15 protein-coding genes, 1 tRNA gene, 1 other RNA gene and 1 pseudogene are annotated in these 21,174 nt (G+C 71.3%); 6 read left to right on the top strand and 12 right to left on the bottom strand.

The window, feature by feature from the left end:
- Nucleotides 1-6 precede the first annotated feature (6 nt).
- Both RWH45_RS10780 and pta read right to left on the bottom strand, forming a co-directional pair.
- Entirely contained in the window at nt 7-1,239 is a 1,233-nt protein-coding gene (locus RWH45_RS10780) for an acetate/propionate family kinase (protein WP_315994899.1), read from the bottom strand.
- Nucleotides 1,236-3,374 (bottom strand): phosphate acetyltransferase, encoded by a 2,139-nt coding sequence (gene pta / locus RWH45_RS10785; protein ID WP_315994900.1) that lies wholly within the window; start codon nt 3,372-3,374, stop codon nt 1,236-1,238. The genes RWH45_RS10780 and pta overlap by 4 nt, the downstream gene beginning before the upstream one ends.
- A gap of 92 nt (nt 3,375-3,466) precedes the next feature.
- Between pta and RWH45_RS10790 the strand changes: the two genes are divergently transcribed.
- The 3 genes and pseudogenes from RWH45_RS10790 (at nt 3,467) to RWH45_RS10800 (ending at nt 4,919) form a co-directional block, all read left to right on the top strand.
- Nucleotides 3,467-4,138, top strand: coding sequence for an NUDIX domain-containing protein (locus RWH45_RS10790; RefSeq protein WP_315994901.1), 672 nt, complete (start codon nt 3,467-3,469; stop codon nt 4,136-4,138).
- A gap of 276 nt (nt 4,139-4,414) precedes the next feature.
- Nucleotides 4,415-4,705, top strand: a pseudogene (locus RWH45_RS10795) (DedA family protein); the annotation flags it as partial.
- A gap of 61 nt (nt 4,706-4,766) precedes the next feature.
- Complete coding sequence (locus RWH45_RS10800; protein WP_315994902.1) at nt 4,767-4,919, top strand: hypothetical protein; 153 nt, start codon at nt 4,767-4,769, stop codon at nt 4,917-4,919.
- Between the two features lie 33 nt (nt 4,920-4,952).
- Here RWH45_RS10800 and ffs read toward each other — a convergent pair.
- The 7 genes from ffs to RWH45_RS10835 form a co-directional block, all read right to left on the bottom strand.
- Nucleotides 4,953-5,049: signal recognition particle sRNA small type (gene ffs / locus RWH45_RS10805), an RNA gene on the bottom strand.
- 104 nt (nt 5,050-5,153) lie between these two features.
- Nucleotides 5,154-8,180, bottom strand: a complete 3,027-nt coding sequence (locus RWH45_RS10810) for an alpha-mannosidase (RefSeq protein WP_315994903.1) — start codon at nt 8,178-8,180, stop codon at nt 5,154-5,156.
- A 29-nt stretch (nt 8,181-8,209) separates the two neighbouring features.
- A complete protein-coding gene (locus RWH45_RS10815; protein WP_437127335.1) occupies nt 8,210-9,124 on the bottom strand; it encodes a carbohydrate ABC transporter permease in 915 nt (304 codons plus the stop codon).
- A complete protein-coding gene (locus tag RWH45_RS10820) occupies nt 9,121-10,053 on the bottom strand; it encodes a carbohydrate ABC transporter permease (protein WP_315994904.1) in 933 nt (310 codons plus the stop codon). Before RWH45_RS10820 ends, RWH45_RS10815 begins: the two co-directional genes overlap by 4 nt.
- A 2-nt stretch (nt 10,054-10,055) precedes the next feature.
- On the bottom strand, nt 10,056-11,414 hold the full coding sequence (locus RWH45_RS10825; RefSeq protein WP_315994905.1) for an extracellular solute-binding protein: 1,359 nt from the start codon (nt 11,412-11,414) through the stop codon (nt 10,056-10,058).
- Nucleotides 11,415-11,550: 136 nt separating this feature from the next.
- On the bottom strand, nt 11,551-12,747 hold the full coding sequence (locus RWH45_RS10830; protein ID WP_315994906.1) for an ROK family transcriptional regulator: 1,197 nt from the start codon (nt 12,745-12,747) through the stop codon (nt 11,551-11,553).
- A 60-nt stretch (nt 12,748-12,807) separates the two neighbouring features.
- On the bottom strand, nt 12,808-13,740 hold the full coding sequence (locus tag RWH45_RS10835) for an ROK family protein (protein WP_315994907.1): 933 nt from the start codon (nt 13,738-13,740) through the stop codon (nt 12,808-12,810).
- 166 nt (nt 13,741-13,906) lie between these two features.
- On the opposite strand from RWH45_RS10835, the gene RWH45_RS10840 reads away from it, so the two are divergent.
- From RWH45_RS10840 to RWH45_RS10850, 3 genes are read left to right on the top strand one after another with little or no spacing between them, the layout of a single operon-like run.
- A complete protein-coding gene (locus RWH45_RS10840; RefSeq protein ID WP_315994908.1) occupies nt 13,907-14,950 on the top strand; it encodes an AAA family ATPase in 1,044 nt (347 codons plus the stop codon).
- Nucleotides 14,951-14,958: 8 nt separating this feature from the next.
- A complete protein-coding gene (locus RWH45_RS10845) occupies nt 14,959-16,203 on the top strand; it encodes a DUF58 domain-containing protein (protein WP_315994909.1) in 1,245 nt (414 codons plus the stop codon).
- The gene (locus RWH45_RS10850; RefSeq protein WP_315994910.1) at nt 16,190-18,502 is read left to right on the top strand and encodes a transglutaminase TgpA family protein; all 2,313 of its coding nucleotides are present in this window, start codon (nt 16,190-16,192) and stop codon (nt 18,500-18,502) included. Before RWH45_RS10845 ends, RWH45_RS10850 begins: the two co-directional genes overlap by 14 nt.
- A gap of 46 nt (nt 18,503-18,548) precedes the next feature.
- Here RWH45_RS10850 and RWH45_RS10855 read toward each other — a convergent pair.
- From RWH45_RS10855 to RWH45_RS10865, 3 genes are all read right to left on the bottom strand, one after another.
- A tRNA-Ser gene (locus RWH45_RS10855) sits at nt 18,549-18,640 on the bottom strand.
- A 142-nt stretch (nt 18,641-18,782) separates the two neighbouring features.
- Entirely contained in the window at nt 18,783-19,712 is a 930-nt protein-coding gene (locus tag RWH45_RS10860; protein WP_315994911.1) for an acetamidase/formamidase family protein, read from the bottom strand.
- Complete coding sequence (locus RWH45_RS10865; protein WP_315994912.1) at nt 19,709-21,130, bottom strand: APC family permease; 1,422 nt, start codon at nt 21,128-21,130, stop codon at nt 19,709-19,711. The genes RWH45_RS10860 and RWH45_RS10865 overlap by 4 nt, the downstream gene beginning before the upstream one ends.
- Nucleotides 21,131-21,174: the final 44 nt, after the last annotated feature.

The following is a 21,174-nucleotide window of genomic DNA, read 5'->3' on the forward strand; positions in this document are numbered from 1 at the left end:
TCGACCTCAGGCCGTGACCGACAGCGTCTGCCGGGCGATCTCGAGCTCCTCGTCGGTCGGTACGACGAGCACCTCGACGAGCGAGGCATCGGTGGAGATGCGACGGATGCCGCGCTCGCGCGCCGCGTTGCGCGCGGGGTCGATCTCGACGCCGGCGAAACCGAGGGTGGCCATCGCCTCCGCGCGGACCGCGGGGGCGTTCTCCCCCACCCCCGCCGTGAACGAGATGACATCGACCCCGCCGAGCTGGGCGAGGTAGGCCCCTGCGTAGGCGCGCAGGCGGTGGATGTAGACGTCGAAGGCGAGCCGCGCCGCCGGGTCGCCGGCATCCCGTCGCTCCTGGATGTCGCGCATGTCGGAGACGCCGGCGATGCCGAGAAGGCCGGACCGCTTGTTCAGCAGCGTGTCGAGATCGGCAATGGACATCTCGGCACGACGGGCGAGCTGGAGGAGCACGGCCGGGTCGAGATCGCCCGAGCGCGTTCCCATGACGAGACCCTCGAGGGGGGTGAGCCCCATCGAGGTGTCGACCGAGCGGCCACCCTCGATCGCGGCCACGGAAGCACCGTTGCCGAGGTGGAAGACGATCTGCTTCAGCTCACCGAGGGGGCGCCCGACGAAGGCGGCGGCGGCCTCGCTGACGAACTTGTGGCTCGTGCCGTGGAAGCCGTAGCGACGGATGCGGTGCGCCTCGGCGACCTCGCGATCAATGGCGTAGGTGTACGCCTCGGGAGCGAGGGACTGATGGAACGCGGTGTCGAAGACCGCGACGTGCGGCACGGTCGGAAACGCCTTCTTGGCGGCGACGATGCCGGCGAGGTTCGCGGGGTTGTGGAGCGGCGCGAGCACCGACAGCTCGTCGATGTTGATCTCGACGAGGGGGGTGACCACGGTCGGCGCGAAGAACCGCGCGCCGCCGTGGACGACGCGATGGCCGACCGCGACCGGCGGGTGCTCGTCGAGCGAGGGTCCGTGCGCGGCGAAGGCCTCGAGCATGACGGCGAAGCCGGCGGTGTGGTCGGGGATCTCGCGCTCGATGGTCGAGGTCGCGTCGGTGACCGTGGGCGCCGGGCCCTCGGGCGAGGCGAGGGCCGCCGCCTTCACCGTGTGCCGCGCGACCCCGGTCGACTCCCCGATGCGCTCGACGAGGCCGCTCGCCAGGACTTCTTCGCGCGCCATGTCGAGCAGCTGGTACTTGAACGACGACGATCCGCTGTTGACGACGAGCACGACGCTCATTCGGGGCTCCCCTGGGCCTGGATCGCGGTGATCGCGATGGTGTTGACGATGTCGTCGACGAGCGCTCCGCGCGACAGGTCGTTGATGGGCTTGTTCAGCCCCTGCAGGACCGGTCCGATCGCGACGGCGCCGGCCGAACGCTGCACCGCCTTGTAGGTGTTGTTGCCCGTGTTGAGGTCGGGGAAGACGAACACCGTGGCGCGTCCGGCGACCTCCGATCCCGGCATCTTGGCGCGTGCCACGGCCGCGTCGGCGGCGGCGTCGTATTGGATGGGTCCCTCGACGAGGAGCTCCGGAGCGCGCTCGCGCACCAGGGCGGTCGCCGCGCGCACCTTCTCGACGTCGGCACCGGTGCCGGACTCCCCCGTCGAGTACGACAGCATCGCCACGCGCGGGGCGATGCCGAACTGCTCGGCCGTGGCCGCCGACGACACGGCGATGTCGGCGAGCTGCTCACTGGTCGGATCGGGGATGACGGCGCAGTCGCCGTACACGAGCACGCGATCGGCGAGCGCCATGAGGAACACGCTCGACACCACCGAGACGCCCGGGGCGGTCTTGATGATCTCGAACGCCGGACGGATGGTGTGCGCCGTCGTGTGCGCAGCACCCGAGACCATGCCGTCGGCCAAGCCCAGGTGCACCATCAGGGTGCCGAAGTACGACACGTCGGTCACGGTGTCGGCGGCCTGCGCGTAGGTGACGCCCTTGTGCGCCCGGAGCCGGGCGTACTCGGTGGCGAACTTGTCGACGTGCACGGCGTCGAAGGGGCTGAGCACCTCGGCATCGCGGATGTCGATACCCAGCTCGATCGCGCGCCCGCGCACCTCGATCGGCTCGCCGAGGATCGTCAGGTCGGCGATGCCGCGCGAGAGGACGGTGGCCGCCGCCCGCAGGACGCGGTCGTCGGTGCCCTCGGGCAGCACGATGCGGCGCTTGTCGGCGCGGGCCCGGTCGACGAGGCCGTACTCGAACATGAGCGGGGTGACGACGCTCGGGCGGGCGACGCCGAGCTCGCGCGTGAGCAGCTCGGTGTCGACGTGGCGCTCGAACAGTGCGAGTGCGGTGTCGTAGCGGTGCTGGGAGTCGGCGGCCAGGCGACCGCGCGTGTTCATGATGCGCACGGCGGTGTCGTACGTGCCGAGGTCGGTGGCGATGATCGGCAGCGGCGAGCCGAGGCCGTCGATGAGTCGCACGATCGAGTCGGGCAGCTCGAACCCGCCGTTGAGCACGATGCCCGCCAGCGACGGGAAAGTGCCCGACGCGTTGGCGAGCAGCGCCGCGAGCAGCACCTCGGTGCGGTCGGCCGGGATCACCACGACTGCGGACTCCTTCAGGCGCGGCAGCACGTTGACCATCGACATGCCCGCCACGACCACGCCCAGCACCTCGCGCGTGAGCAGCGCCGGGTCGCCCTTGATGAGCTCGCCCTCGACCGAGCGCAGGACGCCCCGGACCGACGGCGCGATGAGGAAGCGGTCTTCCGGAAGCGCCCACACGGGAACGGTGCGGTCCTCTCCGGCGACCGGAGCGGCGTCGACGACCTGGCGAACGGATGCCACGATCTCGTCGAGGTGGTCGGCATCGGCGCGGTTGGCGATCACGGCGAAGAGCGCCGCACGCTCGTGCTGCAGCTCTGAGATGGCGAGGGAGGCGATCTGACCGACCTCCTGCGGGGTGCGCGCGACCGACAGACCGAGGGTCTCGCTGTGCCCCTGCTGCGCGCGGCCACCGAGAACGAGAAGCACCGGGGCACCGAGGTTGGCGGCGATGCGCGCGTTGTAGGCGAGCTCGGCGGGGCTGCCGACGTCGGTGTAGTCGCTGCCGATGATGACCACGGCGTCGCACTGCGCCTCGACCGCCTTGTAGCGCTCGACGATGCGCGCCAGCGCCGCATCGGCGTCGTCCCGCACGTCGTCGTAGGTGACGCCGACGCAGTCGTCGTACGCCAGGTCGACGCTGTCGTGGTCGAGCAGCATCTCGAGCACGTAGTCGCGTTCGGCCGTCGAGCGCGCGATGGGGCGGAACACCCCCGCGCGCGGCGTGACGCGGCTGAGGGCGTCGAGGACGCCCAGAGCCACGGAGGATTTGCCCGAATGACCTTCGGCCGACGTGATGTAGATGCTCTGCGTCACGCGTCCAGCCTAGAGCGGGCCCCCGACACCGCTTCGGGGTTGCTTCGGCGTCGAGTCATCAGGACGACCCGGCAGCACTATCGTTCCGAAACATGAACGATGCGCGTCCCGGCACCACCGTCCCCGACCACCGCGGTCGCACCGGCCTGCACCTGACCGGTCTCGGCCTCGACCGCAACCCGAGCGTGGTCGTCGAAGACGTCGAGCTGCTCGCTGCGGGCTGGCACGTACTGCGCGCGACCACGTTCCGCTACCGCGGCGACGACGGCACCTGGAGCACGCAGACGCGCGAGACCTACGATCGCGGCAACGGCGCGACGGTCCTGCTCTACGACCCGGCCCGGCGGACCGTGCTGCTCACCCGGCAATTCCGCTACCCCGTGTACGTCAACGACCACCCCGACGGCATGCTGATCGAGACCGCGGCGGGGCTGCTCGACGACGATGACCCGGTGACCGCGATGCGCCGGGAAGCCGAGGAGGAGACCGGGGTGCGGGTCGACGAGGTCGAGCCGGTCTTCGAGGTGTACATGAGCCCCGGATCGGTCACCGAGCGTCTGCACTTCTTCGCCGCCGCTTACGACGGCTCCGCGCGCCACGGCGATCGCGGGGGCCTCGCCGAAGAGGACGAGGAGATCGAGATCCTCGAGTACGACATCGACGACGCCCTGTCGATGATCCGCGACGGGTCGATCCAGGATGCCAAGACGATCATGCTCCTGCAGTGGGCGGTGCTGGACGGGCCGTTCTCCCCCGGCCGCTGACGCGCCGGTGCGATCACGGTCGCGGGGCGCCGTCAATCTCGGCGAAATCTGGGAGGACCGGTTCTCCCGTCGACTGCGTCGGCGCTCCCGCTCCGGCACGGGCGGCCCGTTCCGCCCCGGACCGGAGGATCACGCCGCATACTCACCGCCCTGTATCCCTTCGACGCGGCATCCGTGCTGCAGGCCTTCGGGCCCTTCGTCCTCGCCGGGATCGCCCTCCTCGTCTTCATCGAGTCGGGGGTGCTCTTCCCCTTCCTTCCGGGCGATTCCCTGCTGGTGACGGCGGCGATCCTCAGCGACCCTCTCGGCATCGCTCCGTGGCAGGTGGCTGTCGTCGCGTCGCTCGCCGCACTCGCGGGTGATCAGGTCGGGTTCTGGCTCGGCCGACGCTTCGGCCGGCGACTGTTCCGCGACGACGCGCGCCTGCTCACGACGGCGCGTCTGGCCGAAGCCGAGGCCTTCTTCGCGCGCTGGGGCGGCCTCTCGCTCGTGGTCGGCCGGTTCGTCCCCATCGTGCGCACCTACGTGCCCCTCGTCGTAGGCGCTGCCGACATGCCCTATCGCCGGTTCCTGCTGTGGAACGCCGTCGGCGCCATCGGCTGGCCGTGCGCGATGACCCTGGTGGGGGGTGCTGCTGGGCGGCATCCCGTTCATCGCTCACAACATCGACGTGCTCGTCATCGTGATCGTCGCGGTGTCGGTCCTGCCCGTGGTCATCGCGGCGGTGCGGCGACGTCGCGCGGGCGGCGGGACCGGGCGGTCGGTGGAGGGCCGCCGCTGAAGCGTCGGAGAGCGTCCACCCGTTTCCGGGCAAAGAAAAGACCCTCCGCGCACCCGGTAGAGCCTGGTTACCCTTGCTACGTTTCCGTCCTGGGGGAGTTGGCCTGGATGCCGCCACGCGGAGAGCCGAGTACAGCTTACCCGACCGGCGGGGCCGCTCTCGCCCGCGACCCCTCCCGCAGACGACGACGCGGCCGGGGCGCTTATCGCACCCCGGCCGCGTGTCGGTCGGATGTCAGCGCGACAACCGCACCGTGACGAGCTGGAACGGACGCAGCTCGAGATCCACGACGCCGCCCTGCACAGCGGTCACCGCTGCGGCGTCCACGTCACGCTCCAGCAGGTCGGTCTCGCTCACGCGGGCGACGTCGAAGCCGGCCTCGAGGCGCGCCTGCGTGCGCTCTCCCAGCGCTTCGTAGAGACGGACGACCACGTCGCCCGATCCGTCCTGGGCGAGCTTGACGGCCTCGACGACGACGCCGGGAGCATCGATCGCCACCAGGGGTGCCACGGAGTCCTCCCCGGCATCGGTCACCACCCGCGCGGGCAGGTTGGTGCGGTAGCCCTCGGCGACGGCGTCGAGCACGTCGGCCCCCACGACGATGCCCACCTCGAGGTGGTGCGCGCCCTGGTCCTGCCCCGGGTCGGGGAACATCGCCGACCGGATGATCGACAGGCGCACGAGCGAGAAGGTCCCCCCGCCGTCGCGCTCGTGGCGGGTGATGTCGTGGCCGTAGGTGGAGTCGTTGGTCACGGCGACGCCGAAGTCGGGCTCCGCGACCCGCACCCAGCGGTGCGCGGCGGTCTCGAAACGCGCCGAGTCCCACGACGTGTTCGTGTGGGTCGGGCGCACGATGTGTCCGAACTGGATCTCGGATGCCGCCCGGTCGGTGTGCACGTCGACGGGGACGCCCAGCTTGAGCAGCTTCTGCTGCTCGTGCCAGTCGACGTCGAGCGACAGCCGCACGGTGCGCGCGCCCGCGGCGAGCGCGACGCGCGTGACGATCGTGGACTCGCCGATCGAGCGCTCCACGACGACCGCGTCTGCGTCGACGCGCACGGCATCCGCGCTGTCGAGGGGTGTCGCGTGCCGGCGGTAGGTCTCGTCGATGTCCCACGCGTCCCACTGGGTGGGGGTGTCGCGGAAGACCTCGAACAGCCCCGCCACCTGGCCCGCCGGCACGACCTCGCGCCCCGACACCACGTCGACGAGCGAGATGAGAAGTCCTCGGGCGTCGATCACCGCGTGGACGATGCCGTTGTCGAGCACGAAGCCCGAGCCCTCGGCGCGCGGGGTGACGTCGCGCGCACCCGGTGCGGCGGCGATGCCCAGCGCCGGCGCACCGGCGCGGGCGTGCGGCGCGGCGTTGACCAGCAGCGTGCGGTCGCCCTCGCCGACGAGCGCGCGGAGGCTGTCGGCGATGATCTGCTCGAGCTCGGTGGCGATCGCTTCGTAGTTGCGCTCGGCATCCCGATGCACCCACGCGATCGAGGTGCCGGGGAGGATGTCGTGGAACTGCTGCAGCAGCACCAGGCGCCACAGGCGCTGGAACGCGTCGGCCGGGTAGGCGGCGCCCGTCCGCACGGTCGCGGTGGCCGCCCACAGCTCCGCCTCGCGCAGCAGGTGCTCGCTGCGACGGTTGCCCTGCTTCGTGCGCAGCTGGCTGGTGTAGGTGCCCCGGTGGAACTCGAGGTACAGCTCCCCCGCCCACACGGCCGGGTCGGCGTACTCCGCCTCGGCGGTCTCGAAGAACTCCCGCGGCGTGGAGTGCTTCACGACCGGCGCGCCCTCGAGGGAGTGCGTGCGGGCGATCGTCGCGGTCATCTCACGCGTGGGCCCGCCGCCGCCGTCGCCGAAGCCGTACGGCAGGAGCGAGGTGCGGGCCCGACCCTTGTCGGCGAAGTTGCGCTCGGCGTGGGCGAGGTCGGCCGCGGTGACCTCGGAGTTGTACTTGTCGACCGGCGGGAAGTGCGTGAAGATGCGCGATCCGTCGATGCCCTCCCAGCGGAAGGTGTGGTGCGGGATGCGATTGGTCTCGTTCCACGAGATCTTCTGCGTCAGGAACCACCGGGCGCCGGCGGCCTTCATGATCTGCGGCAGCGCGCCGCTGTAGCCGAACGAGTCGGGCAGCCACACCTCTTCGGTGTCGATGCCGAACTCCTCGAGGAAGAACGACTTGCCCTCCACGAACTGGCGGGCCATGGCCTCGCCGCCGACCATGTTGGTGTCGGATTCGACCCACATGCCACCCACCGGGACGAAGCGTCCCTCGGCGACGCGCGCCTTCAGCCGCTCCCAGAGCGCCGGGTAGTGCTCCTTCATCCACGCGAACTGCTGCGCCGATGACGACGCGAAGACGAACTCGGGGTCTTCGTCCATGAGCGACAGCACGTTGCTGAACGTGCGCGAGACCTTGCGCGCGGTCTCTCGCACCGGCCACAGCCACGCAGAGTCGATGTGGGCATGACCGACCGCGTGCAGCACGTGGGCACTGGATGCCGCGGGCGCGGCCATCAGCGGGGCGAGGACGTCGCGGCCGGCCTGTGCCGTCCCCGCGACGTCTTCGGGATCGACCGCGTCGATCGCGGCATCCATCGCCTCGACCAGGGTCGCGCGGCGCGCGGAGGTCGCGTCGAGCTCGGCGATGAGGCCGTGGAGCAGACGGAAGTCCTGCAGCAGGTTCCACACCGCGAGGTCGCGGAGGCCGATCGACATCTCGCGGAGCACATAGAGAGGAGCGTCGCCCGCGGTCGCGGGGTCGCCGACCGGGGTGGGCTCGAAGGTGAAAAGGCTGCCGACATCGGGATTGGATGCCGCCTCGACAAGCACGTCGACACGACCGTCGGCGTCGACCGCGGCCGGGCTGGCGTTGTTGAACGGCGAGACCCCCTTGATGGGCGCTCCCTCGCGGTTCCAGACGAGCGCCTCGCACTGGAAGCCGCTCTGACCGGCGGTGAAGCCGAGGTCGATGACGAGCTCGGCGACGGTGCCCTCGGGCAGGGCGCCCGCGGCGTCACGCCACGCAGCGGGGATCTCCCCCGACACGGCGAACCAGGTGGTCCCCCACGCGCGGCCCCACGGCGTCCCGATCGCGAACGGGCGGTAGGCGGCATCCCGCGCCTCGGCGAAGGTCACGGGCTCGCCCGGGGCCTCCCACGCCTGGATGTCGAGGGGCTGGCGGGCGCGGTAGACGGCGGGGGCGAGACGCTCCCGGGCGAAGCGTTCGATGCGCATCTCGATGAGCGCGGTGCGGTCGTGCATGGGATGTGTTCCTTGTCTGGGGGGACGGGTCAGCCCTTGACCGCGCCGGCGAGGGCCGACGGGCCGCCGAGTCCGCGCTGTACGAGCACGTACAGGCCGAGGACCGGGAGGGAGTAGACGATCGAATAGGCCGCGAGCTGGCCGTAGGCCACCGCTCCGAACGACCCGAAGAAGTTGAAGATGCTGACCGCGGCCGGCTGATAGTCGGGGCTGAGCAGCAGCACGAAGGGGACGAAGAAGTTCCCCCACGCCTGGATGAACGTGAAGATGAACACCACCGCGATACCGGGACGCATGAGCGGCAGGACGATCTGCACGAGTGTGCGCATCGATCCCGCGCCGTCCATCCACGCCGCGTGCTCCAGCTCGACGGGGACGCCGTCCATGAAGTTCTTCATCATCCAGATCGCGATCGGCAGGGCGCTCGCGGTGAGGAAGAGGATCGTGCCGCCGACGGAGTCGATGAGGTTCAGCTGGACGAACAGGCTGTAGACCGGCACCATGATCGCCGTGATCGGCAGACACGTTCCGAACAGCACCGCGTAGAGGAAGGGCTTTCCGACGCGCATCTTGTAGCGGGACAGCGGGTAGGCCGCGAGAGAGGCGAGCACCACGGTCGCGATCGCGGTGCCGCCCGCGAGCAGCACGCTGTTCCAGAGCGGGAGGAACAGCAGGTCGGGCTTCATCACCGCGGCGAAGTTGTCGAGGGTGATGACCTCGGGCATCTTGATCGCGAGGGTCGGCTGCGCGTCGAGGGACGCGGTGACCAGCCACACCAGCGGCACCACGAACAGGAAGCCGATGACGATCATGAGCGTGTTCGACAGCACGCTCAGCGCGCGCGTGCGCGGAGACGAGAGCGAGGCCTTCGTGCGCGTCGGGGCGGGCGCGGCCGACCGGGCGCGGCGGCCCGTGACCTCGGGGAGGGTGGTGGTGGCGCTCATGACGAGACCTCCTCGCGCAGGGCGCGGACGTAGAAGAACGAGAAGACGGCGCCGATGACGAGCATGATCGTGGCGATCGCGGTGCCGTAGCCGAGCTCGCCGAACTTCAGCCCCTGCTGGTACGCGAGGATCGGCAGCGTCGTGCTCTTGTTGCCGGGGCCGCCGCCGGTCATGACGAAGATGAGCGTGAACACCGACAGCGTCTGCAGGGTCACGATCATGGAGTTCGTGCCGATGGTGGAGCGGATCATCGGGATGGTGACGTGGATGAGGCGCTTGAACCCGCTGGCTCCGTCCATCTCCGCCGCCTCGGTGATCTCGGGCGGCACATCGGCCAGCGCGGCCGAGTAGACCATCATCGAGAAGGCCGTGCCGCGCCAGATGTTGGCGAAGATCACCATGAGCACCGGCAGGGTGAACAGCCAGCTGACGGGCTCGATGCCGAAGACGGCGAGGACGGCATTCAATGTTCCGTTGTCGCGGAAGAACGCGTATGCGGCGAACGCCGCGACGATTTCGGGGAGAACCCACGCGGTGACGACGATCGTGCCGACCACGGCCGTCACGATGCGGTTGCCGGAGCGCATCATCAGCGCCAGGGCCAGGCCCAGGACGTTCTGTCCGATCACGGCCGAGAAGAACACGAAGACGATCGTGTTGATCACCGCGACGGGGAAGTCGGGGGCCTTGAACAACTGGACGTAGTTGTCGAAGCCGACGAAGTCGCTCGCGACGGCCGTCGATCCCGACAGCGTCGCGTTCGTGAGCGAGCCCCACAGCGACACCAGGATGGGGCCGAGCAGGAACACGGCCAGCAGCAGGGCTGCCGGCAGGAGAGGGAGCGCCCGGGCCGACGACCGGAGGCCGCGCGTCTTCACGCGCGACCCCCGGCCGGTTCCGGTCGCCCCGGGGGTAGCCAGGGCGGTCACGATCAGCCCTGCTGGGTGTTGTCTTCGCCCACGATGCCGATGACGGCCTGGTCGTAGGCGGCGGCCGCGTCGTCCACGCTCGACTGACCGGTCATGACGGCTTCCATGGCGACCTGGATCTGGTTCGAGATCTTGTCGTAGTCCTCGGTCGCCGGGCGGAAGTGGGTGGTGTCGACGAAGCTCGAGAAGGTCTCGAAGCTCGGGTTGGCGTCGAGGTACTCGCGGGACTGGGCGACGTCCGCGCGCACGGCGATCTGGCTGTTGTCGATGCCGTAGGCGGTGGCGTTGTCCTTGTTCACGGCGGTGGAGAGGAAGTCCCACGCGGCGTCGGCGTTCTTGGTGTTCTTACCGATCGCGAGGGTCCATCCCCCCGACATGCTGGTGGTGCCGGGCGCCTGGCCGTCCTGCGTCGGCATGGCGGCGATGCCGAGGGCGTCGCTCCACTCGGGCCACGCGGCGGTGCCGCCGTCGACCCACGCGGCCGACTGCCACGAGCCGTCGAGAGCGATGGCGAGCTTCGACGAGGGCAGCCAGTCGGCGGTCACGCTGGTGAAGATGTTGGGGTCGAGCGCCTGCTGCAGCGACGGTCCGAGGCCGCCCTGGTAGACGTCGCTGACGAACTGCAGCGAGTCCTTGAAGCCCTGGCTGCCGACGACCCACTTCTTGCTGTCGGTGTCGTAGAGGGTGTCCTCGGTGCCGTACATGAGCATCTCGAGCCCCTGCATGGATGCCGCCTCGCCGGCGGTCTTGCCCGAGTAGACGTTGATCGGGATGACGTCGGGGTTGGATGCCTTGACCTTCTCGGCGGCCGAGAGGATGTCGGCCCAGGTCTTGGGCTGCCACGGCACGGAGATGCCGGCGGCCTCGAAGAGGGCCTTGTTGTACCAGAGGCCGCGGGTGTCGGTGCCGAGCGAGACGCCGTAGGACTTTCCGTCGGGGCCGAGACCGGCCTGCTTCGCCCCCTCGGCGAACTGCGACCAGTCGTCCCACTTCGCGAGGTAGTCGTCGAGCGGCAGGAGGTAGCCGGCCGCAGCGTCGGACTGGATCTTGAACGTGTCTTCGTACTGCACGTCGGGAGCGGTGCTGGCCGACTTGTTCATCAGCGCGAGCTTCGTGTAGTAATCCGCGCCCTCGGCCTGGATCGGGACGAGCTCGACCGTCATGCCCTCGTGCGCGGCCTCGTACTGCTTCTTGGCGTTCTCCATCAGCGTCTGCATCTGGTTGAACGTCGCCGTGGTCTGGTACGCGACTCGGATCGTCTTCGAGTCCGCCGCGTCGCCGCTGCCACCGGAGCAGCCGGCCAGAGCCACGGTCAGGGCGGTGGCGGTCAGAAGACCGGTCGCCATCGTCAGTTTCTTCATGGAAGCTCCCTTGCTCGGGTGGAGACACCGCGTCGCCAGAACCTTTTATAAATCAAATGGACTAACTCGGCAAGTCAGGGCAGCCGCAGCGAGGTAACGATCGCGACACGCCCCGCTATGAACGGTCCGGGCCGCGTCAGAGCGCGATCATCATGCGCGCCGGCCGGGCCGCGAACGCGCCGTCCAGCATCAAGCACGCGGCTCCCACGGCCGCCACATCGAGCCCGACCACCGAACGCCGCACGATGATCGGCAGCGTCGCCGTCGACGCGGGATCCGAGGCGACATGCTCCGCGACGATGTCGGCGAGCACCCCGGAAAGGCGTTCCCACGCGGGACCGCCGAGCACGACCTCGTCGACGTCGAGGAGGTTGTTGGTCACCACGAGAGCCCGCGCGATCCGCTCCCCCGCCCGCCGCAGCACTCCCGCGGCCGCGTGGCGGGGATCCGCCGCATCGCGCACGAGACGGTCGAGGCCCGAGCGCGGGTCGGCGTCGAGGTACCCGGCCTCGGCGATGAGCACGCGCGGTTCGATCGACACCCCCAGGCATCCTCGCGACCCGCACGCGCACAGAGGTCCGTCCGCATCCACGACCACGTGCGCGATGCCCCCGGCGTTGCCGGTCCGCCCGCGCACCGGAGCGCCCGCCACCGCGAGCCCCATGCCGACGCCGGCGCCGTAGTACAGGAACATCGCGTCGCTGAGCACGTCGGAGCGATCGAACCACATCTCGCCGACCATCGCCGCGGTGACGTCCTTCTCGACGATGACGGGCAGCCCCGTCGCCGCACCGAGGTCTTCGCGCACGTTCACGTTGTGCCACTGCGGCAGCAGCGGCGGATCGAGAAGGCGTCCGCCACGGGCGTCGAACGGCCCGGGGGCGGCGACGCCCACCCCGAGAACGAGCTCGCGCGGCACCCCCGCACGCTCGACGATCGCGTCGACGGCCGCGCCCACGGCCGTCACCAGGGCTTCGGGAGCGACCTCGCGGAGCCCGGGGATCTCGTCGTGCGCGATGACCTCCCCCGCCATGTCGACCACGACGATCGTGTCGACGACGGGGTCGAGGTGCACCCCCACGGCGAACCGCGAGCGCGGCTCGAGCTTGAGCAGCGTCCGCGGCTTGCCGGGGCCGGAGATGACCTTGCCCGCCTCGATGATGAGACCGTCATCGGCGAGACGGCGGGTGACGTTGCTGAGCGTCTGCGCGCTCAGACCGGTGCGCGCCGAGAGCTCGACACGACTCAACCCCTCCGGCGAGCGACGGATGAGGTCGAGCACCAGCGTCTGGTTGTACTCGCCGACGGCGGGCAGATTGGAACCCGTACGCATGTTCCCCGCCCTCACTCGCCGGCCCGCGGCGCGGTCCTCGGTCTCAGGGTAGACCCGGCCTCAGGACTGCAGCGCGAGCGCTGCCGCCCCCAGCAGGGGGCCGTCGCCGTCGAGACCCGAGCCGACGATGCGGCACCGGCGCGCGTAGGCGTGCAGCGCCGCCGCCTCGGCGGCCGCGCGCACCTGGGCGACGTAGTCGGGGGCCACCTGCGAGAAGCCGCCCGCGATGGCCACGGCCTCGAGATCGCACAGTGTCGCCGCCGCTGCGATCGCCTGCCCGACGGCGATGGCCGAGCGGCTGACGGCGGCGATGGCGATCGCGTCCCCGGCCGCGTGGGCGGCGGCGAGGTCGAGCCCCGTCTCACCCTCCCACCCGTGCGCCTGCGCCCAGGCGACGGTCCCGGGGCCGGCCGCGACGGCCTCGAGGGTGGATGCCACGACCTCGTCGCCCTCGATGGTGCGCACGAACGTCTGGCCCAGGTGGCCCGCGTTGCCGCTGGCGCCGGGAACGGGCCGACCGCCCAGGATGAGTCCGCCGCCCACGCCGGTGGACACCACGATCGCCATCGCGTCGTCGCAACCCACGAGCGCTCCGCGCCAGTGCTCGGCGAGAGCGATGCAGGTGCCGTCGAGGGCGAGGCGGATCGGGCCGTCCACGAGCCCCCCGAGCACCTCGTCGATCGGGAGACCGGCGGCGAGGGGCAGGTTCAGGGGCGAGACCGAGCGGGAGGGCAGGTCGACGGGGCCGGCACTGCCCACACCGATCGCGCCGACGCGGGCGCCGTCGACGGCGGCGAGCGCCGCGGTGGCGGCCTCGCGGATGTTGCGGGCGATCTCGTCGCGGTCCGCGGCCCTCCCGGTCGGACGCCGGGTCACGCTCGCCCGCTCGACCTCGCCGGCGAGCGAGACGAGGGCGGCATCCACCTTCGTCCCGCCGATGTCGACGGCGAGCACGTGCGTGACGGCGGGCAGGGACGGGGTGGTGTGCGACATGCGCGGGCTCCTCGGGTGGACCAACGCTCCCCGATCCTAGGGGCCCGAGCATCCGCCGAGTGACGCCTGTGTGCCGCGTCGTTTCGGGCCCCCGCCCATGCCGAGCGGGTTACGATCAGGTCACGGCGGCGACGACGCGCCTCCACCCCGCGACGCAAGGGATGCCATGGACGAGACGGTCACGCCCGAGGCGGCATCACGACTCCGCCGCCCCGACACCACCGCTCGGCCCGCGGCCGACGCGCCCCTCGACGCAGAGACGTTCGCCCGTCTGACCGGGGGAATCCTGGCATCCGTGTCGCAGGTGATCGACGGCAAGCCGGAGGCGGTCCGAAGCGCTCTCATCGCCCTCCTCGCGGAGGGGCACCTGCTGATCGAAGACGTGCCCGGGGTCGGCAAGACGATGCTGGCGCGGGCCCTCGCGGCCACGATCGACGCCGACGTCCGTCGCATCCAGTTCACCCCCGACCTGCTTCCGGGCGACATCACGGGCGTGTCGGTGTTCAATCCGGTGCAGCGGCAGTTCGAGTTCACCCCCGGCGCGGTCTTCGCCCACATCGTCATCGCCGACGAGATCAACCGCTCCTCGCCGAAGACGCAGTCCTCTCTGCTCGAGGCCATGGAGGAGCGGCAGGTCACCGTCGACGGGCGCACGCACGTGCTGCCCTCCCCCTTCCTCGTGGTCGCCACGCAGAACCCGTACGAGATGGAGGGCACGTACGCCCTGCCCGAGGCGCAGCGCGATCGTTTCCTCCTGCGCATCTCGATGGGATACCCGGATGCCGCGGCCGAGGCGCTCATGCTCCGCCAGCGCGACGCGGTCAACCCGCTCGACGGGCTCACCCCCGTCGTCTCGGCCCGCCAGGTGACCGCCATGATCGCCTGGGCGCGCGGGGTGCACGTCGCCCCGGCACTCGAGGAGTACGTCGTGGCGCTCGCACAGGCGACGCGCAGTCACCCCGACATCCGGCTCGGCGCGAGCCCCCGGGCGACCCTGCAGCTCGTTCGCGCCGCCAAGGTGCGGGCGGCCCTCGACGGCCGGTCGTACGTGATCCCCGACGACATCACGGCCCTGCTGGCGCCCGTCTTCGCCCACCGCCTGATCGCCAACCGGTCCGCGGCCGGAGGCAAGGCGGGGGCTGCGGTCGTGGCAGACGCCCTCGAGCGGATCGCCGCGAGCGTGCGCGTACCCCTCGCCGCCCGACCGTGAGAGCCCGGGTGAGGCGGTTCTGGCCGTTCACGGTGCGCGGCACGGGGGCGCTGCTGCTCGCCGTGGCGGCCTTCGTGATCGCCCAGCGCGCCGGCATCCCCGAGCTGCTGTACTTCGCGACGCTCCTGGCGGCGCTGCTCGTCGCGTCGGCGGTCGCTCTGCTGCTGACCCGCGGATCGGGCGCCGTCACGCGTGTCGTCTCGCCCGAGGTGCCGGAGGTCGGGGGGCCCGCGAGCGTGACCGTTCGCGCGGGTATTCAGAGCGCACTGCCGACGGCTCCGGGCCGGTGGCGGGACGCGCTGCCGGCGGGACTGACGGGGACGGCCGAGGGGGCGTCGCCGACGATCTCGTCGAGCCTCAGCGGTACGGCCTCCACGATCGAGGTGCGCTACGACGTGACGGGGGCTGCGCGGGGGGTGCACGCCCTCGGACCATTCGAGGTCACCACCACCGACCCGTTCGGGCTGGTGCGCCGGCGCATCGCCCTCGGCCGCACCACCGCCGTGACCGTGGCGCCGACGGTGCGCGATCTCGCGGCCCTCCCCGTCGCCGCGGGCGAAGCGGGCGGATCGCGGCAGACCACGACGCTGCAGATCGGCCAGGGCGCCGACAACCTCGTCGCCCGCCCGTACGCGCCCGGCGACTCGATGCGCCGCATCCACTGGCGGGCCACCGCGCACCGCGACACGCTCATGGTGCGTCAGGAGGAGCAGGAGGCGAGCCCCGCGGCCACGATCGTGCTCGACCGCGCCCTGTCGCGCTGGTCTCCGGTGGCCGCCCACGCCCCCGGCGGCGACGCGGCGTTCGAGACGGCCGTCTCGGCATGCGTCTCGGCGGTCGCACGGCTCGTGCACGAGGGGTACACGGTCGACGTCGTGGACAGCGACGGTCAGCTTCTGGCCGATCCGGTGGAGGGCGGCGACGACGCCGACGCCCGTGCGACCGCGGCGGCCTTCGCGAGCCTGCGTGCGCGCCCGGACGACACGGCACGTCGTGTCGTCCCCGCCACGGCGGCGGGCCTCACCGGCCCCCTGATCGTGATCACCGGGGCCTTGCAGGCAGACGACTTCGAGGCCCTCAGGGCCGTGGCCCAGCGCTCCGCCCTTCCGATGCTGCTGGTCGTGGCCGAGCGCGCGGATCTGGACTCGTTGCGCGCGGGCGGCTGGCGCGCGGCGCAGGTGCGTCCCGGTGGCGATGTGGCCGCGGCATGGGACGACGCGATCGAGCAGGGGTACGCCCGTGTCGGTCGCTGACATCACGCAGTTGCGCATCGCTCGGCGGCGGCGCGACGCCGCGCTGCTGGCGGCGGGACTGTACGTCGCGATCATCGCGGCGCTGCTGCCCGCGTTCTCGGTGATCGCCCCCGGCGCGTGGGTGGCCGGCGCGGCGGCCCTGTCCGCCGCGGTGCTCGGGGCGGGGCTGCTCGTGCGGCTCGCACACCTCCCCGCCGTGGTCGCCACCATCATCGAGGCGGCGGTCTGGATCGTGGGGCTCACGCTGCTGTTCGGTCGCTCGACCGCCCTGCTCGGCGTCATCCCCACCCCGGCGACCTTCGCGACGGTGCCGGGGCTGCTCTCGGGCGCCTCCGAGGAGATCCGCCTCGGGGTGGCCCCCGTGCCGCCCGAAGCCGGGCTGAGCTTCCTGCTCGTCGCGGCGGTCGGCGCCCTCGCCCTCGTGCTCGACCACGTCGTGCTGACGGCGCGCATGCCGCTGCTCGCGGGCGTCGGCCTGGTCGCGGTCTCGCTCATCCCCACGATCGCGATCCCTTCCGACGTCGACGTCGCCGGTTTCGTGCTGCTGGCCGCCTCGCTGCTCTTCCTGCTCCGCATCGATACGCGGGCTCGCGCCGCAGCTCCCGCGCCGCGGCGGCCCTCCGCCCGCGCGCCCGGTCGTCTGGGGGTCTCGGCGACGGCCCTCGCCGTCGCCGTGGTCGCCGTGATCGTCGCCGTGGTCGCCACCCCGCTCCTCCCCCAGCCCGGCCTGCGCTTCGCCACCGGCGGATCGGGCGGCACGGGCACGACCATCAACCCCAACCTCGAGCTCGGCAACGACCTGCGCCAACCGCGCGAGGTCGACGTGCTCACCGTGCGGACGACGGCCCCGACGGCGCCGTACCTGCGGGCCGTGACCCTCTCCCGCTTCGACGGAGCGGTCTGGTCGCCCGACAGCTCCGACACCGTGCCCGTCCCGGGCGACGGAGCGGTGTTCAGCCCGGTCGAGACCGACGCCGACATCGCCCGCGTCGACTGGACCACCGACGTCACCGTCGACGCCCTCGACAGCCCCTGGTTGCCCGTGCCCTACCCCGCCGCGACCGTCACCGGGCTCGACGGCGAGTGGCTCGGCATGCCGCAGAACCGCACGGTCGTCACGCGCGCGGGTTCCACGCGCGATCAGCAATACGAGGTGCAGGCGAGTGTGCCGCGACCGACGCTCGAGCAGATCCGCAGCCGCTCGGTGGGCGACCCCGGCCTGAGCGCCGATGTCAGCGCCCTGCCCGCCGATGTGCCTTCGGTCATCGGCGACACGGCCCGCGAGGTGACGGCGGGGACCTCGACCCCCTACGACGCCCTGCTCGCGATGCAGACGTGGTTCCGCAGCAGCGCGTTCCGGTACTCGCTCGATGCACCGGTCGACGCGGGCTTCGACGGCGCGGGACTGGACGCGGTCGCCGATTTCCTGCAGGTGCGCGCGGGATATTGCGTGCACTACGCCTCCGCGTTCGCGGTGATGGCGCGCTCGCTCGGCATGCCGTCGCGCATCGTCGTCGGATACCTGCCGGGAACGGCTTCCAGCATCCCCCAGCAGGGTGGCACCGAGTACACCGTCACCTCGAGCCAGCTGCACGCGTGGCCGGAGGTCTACTTCCAGGGCATCGGCTGGGTGCCCTTCGAACCGACGAACAGCCTCGGGGTGCCGACGAACTTCGCATCGGGATCGACCTCGAACGGCGGCGCCACGCCCACCACCCCCGAACAGGATGCCGCTGCCCCCGACGCCCAGCCGTCATCGGCGCCCTCGTCAGCCGACCGCGGCGACGTGGGGGCCGTGGACGCCGGCGCCGCGGCGACGAGTGCGCGTCCGGGCGCCGCCTGGGTGCCCGTCGGGATCGTGGTGCTGGCGCTGCTCGTGGCCGCCTTCGTGCCGGCGCTGCTGCGTGTCGTCCGGCGCCGCCGACGTCTGAACGCCGCGGGCGCGGGGGATGCCGTGGCCGCGTGGACCGCGCTGCGGGAGGACGCGGTGGATCTCGGCATCCCGGCCCCCGGCGCCGAATCGCCTCGCGCCTTCGCCGCGCGACTGGTCGAGGAGCACGGCGTCGCCGCCGACGACGCCGACCTGCTGCGGGAGGCCCTCGAGCGCGTCAGCTATGCCGGCGACGCGCCCGACCCCGCGCACGGACCGGCGCTGGCCGCGGCGGTCGATCGCGTCCGAGCGGGCCTGCTCGCGCGGGCGACCCCGGCCCGCCGCGCGCTCGCGCGAGTGCTGCCCCGCTCGCTCGTGGTGCGCCCGGGGGCGGTGGATGCCGAGCGCGAGAGCGCGAGCGTGGGCTGAACACCGAAGAGCGCCACCCTCGATCTCGAGGATGACGCTCTTCGTGTGGCGGAAGTGACAGGATTTGAACCTGCGAGGCGAGTTACCCCGCCTACATGGATTCCAGCCATGCTCCTTAGGCCGCTCGGACACACTTCCAACAGGAAAGCTTACACGGCTGCCGAGCCCGCCCGAGTCACGGGCCGCGTCCGACCGCGCGAGGCGGGTGTCGGAACCAGCTCCCGCCCCGCGCGGCGCGAGCCCGCGCGCACGCCGCAGCCGCGGCGCTCGCCCGGTCGCGTCAAAGCACGTCCTTCGGCAGCCGGTGCAGCGTCACCGCCCCGACCGCGCGGAAGGGGTGCAGGGGGTCGGGGGCCGTCGACCCCGTGGGCCCGCCCAGTTCACTGTGGACGACCGCGCTCATCACGGCGTAGGCGTCCATCGCGTCCCACCCGTGTGCGCCGACGAGGGTGTCGAAGACGTCCTCGTATCCGCGTCGGATGCTCTCCTGCACCGGGTCGCCGAGACCGACGAAGATCCACTCGTCGGCGGTCTCGACGCGCGGCGCGCGGTAGCCGGCATCCTTCACGAGATCGATCGAGACCACCGCGACGCCGGCGGCCTCGATCGCCACGAACGACGACTCGCCGCGGGCCATGACGGCGTGGATGTCGCCGATCGACAGCAGCGCACCCTCGACCTCGACGGGCAGGTAGACCGTGGCGCCGGGGGCGACGTCGGTGAGGTCCATGTTGCCGCCGAGCGACGTCGTCGGCATGACGGTCGAGTTCACGCCCGCCGCGGGTGCGGTGCCGATGCACCCGATCATCGGACGCGCTGCGACCACGTGGCGATCGGTGAGGTGCACGCCCTCGGCGTCGATCGGGATGCGACGGCTGACGACCCGATCGGGCATGCGGTGCTGCAGGGCGCCGGCCCCCGGCAGGCTCTGCGACCAGCCGTACGGCCCGAGGCGGATCTCGTGCACGTGCACCGCGAGCGCATCGCCGGGCATCGCGCCCTCGACGTGGACGGGCCCGGTGACCGGGTTGATCGGGGCGCGCAGGGCGGCGAGATCCCCGTGCTCGTGCAGTTCGGCGTACACGGCGTCGTCGGTCTCGAAGGAGATCGTCTCGCCCGTGCCGGGGGTGACGCGCAGGACGGGTGCGACCGCGGCGTCGAAGCCCGGACGGCCGAGCTCCTTGCCGAGCGCGTGGGTGACGCTCGTCACGAGGCCACCTCGCCGCCGCCCTCTCCGGCCGTCGCGGTGGCGTGCTCGGGCAGGGGCCCGGTGGCGCCACCGTTCCTGCGGGCGAAGACGGCGTACACGACGCCGCCCACGACCAGCCACAGGATGCCGCCCACCTTGGCGGTGATGTCGGCGTTGAGCAGCACATAGCCGATGATGAGGAACCCGATCACCGGCACGACGAGGTGCAGCAGGTAGTTCTTCGACTTCTTCTTACCGAGGTAGTACACCGCGACCGAGACGTGCAGCAGCAGGAAGCCGAGCAGTGCGCCGAAGTTCACCAGCGACGAGATGACCGCGATCTGGCCGACGAAGAACAGCACGAGCACGAGCGAGATCGCGCTGACCGACAGGATCGCGGCGAGCGGCACCTGGCGCGCGTTCACCTTCGACAGGAAAGCGGGAAGGCGCCGGTCGCGGCTCATCGAATACAGCAGTCGTGAGGTGGCGGCTTGAGCGGCGACGGCGTTGGCGATGCCCACCGCGACGACGTTGACGGCGAGGAACGCCGTGGCCCAGCCGGATCCCGCAGCCTGCGCGACGAGCAGGAAGAAGGCGTTGTTGACGTCGTCGTCCGAGAACGCGATCGTTCCGGCGGCCAGGGCGCTGGCGAACCACGTCTGCGTGACGAACAGCACGGCCACGACGAGGAGGGCGATGATCATCGCGCGGCCGCCCGACTTCCGGTCGCCCGTGGACTCCTCGGCCATGGTCGAGATGCCGTCGAAGCCGAGGAAGCTCAGGACCGCGATCGACAGGGCGGTGGCGATGAGCGCGGGGTTGACCTTCTCGGCATCCCACACCGGGGCGATCGAGAACTCGGCCCCGGGGATCGCCCCGGAGGAGAGGGCGACCATGGCGATCACGACGAAGATCACCACGAAGAGGAGCTGGATGCCGAGCATGACGCGGTTCGCGAGCTTGATCGAGCCGATGCCGAGCACGTTGATGACGGTGTTGATGATCACGAACGCGACGGCCCAGATCCACTGCGGCACGTCGGGGAAGATGCCGGCCATCGACGACGCCGCGAACACGTAGAGCAGGGTGGGGACGAGCAGGTAGTCGAGCAGGATTGCCCACCCGGCGAAGAAGCCGACGGTGGGGTGGATGCCGCGACCGACATAGGAGAAGACCGAACCGGCGATCGGGAAGGCCTTCGACATCTGCGCGTAGGCCAGCGCGGTGAAGATCATGGCCACGACGCCGGTGATGTACACCAGCGGCACCATTCCGCTCGCGGCGTTGTAGACCACGCCGAAGATCGCCCAGGGGGCGATCGGCACCATGAAGACCAGGCCGTAGACGACCAGGTCGAGAGTGGACATGGAGCGCTTGAGCTCCTGCTTGTAGCCGAAAGATTCCAGCGATTGCTGGGCTTCGGGGGCGGACTTCGACATCGGGGCTCCTGATTCGGGTTCGGGTGGGGCGGGTGCGGTGGGGG

The organism is Microbacterium galbum (assembly GCF_032464915.1).
Taxonomy (GTDB): domain Bacteria; phylum Actinomycetota; class Actinomycetes; order Actinomycetales; family Microbacteriaceae; genus Microbacterium; species Microbacterium galbum.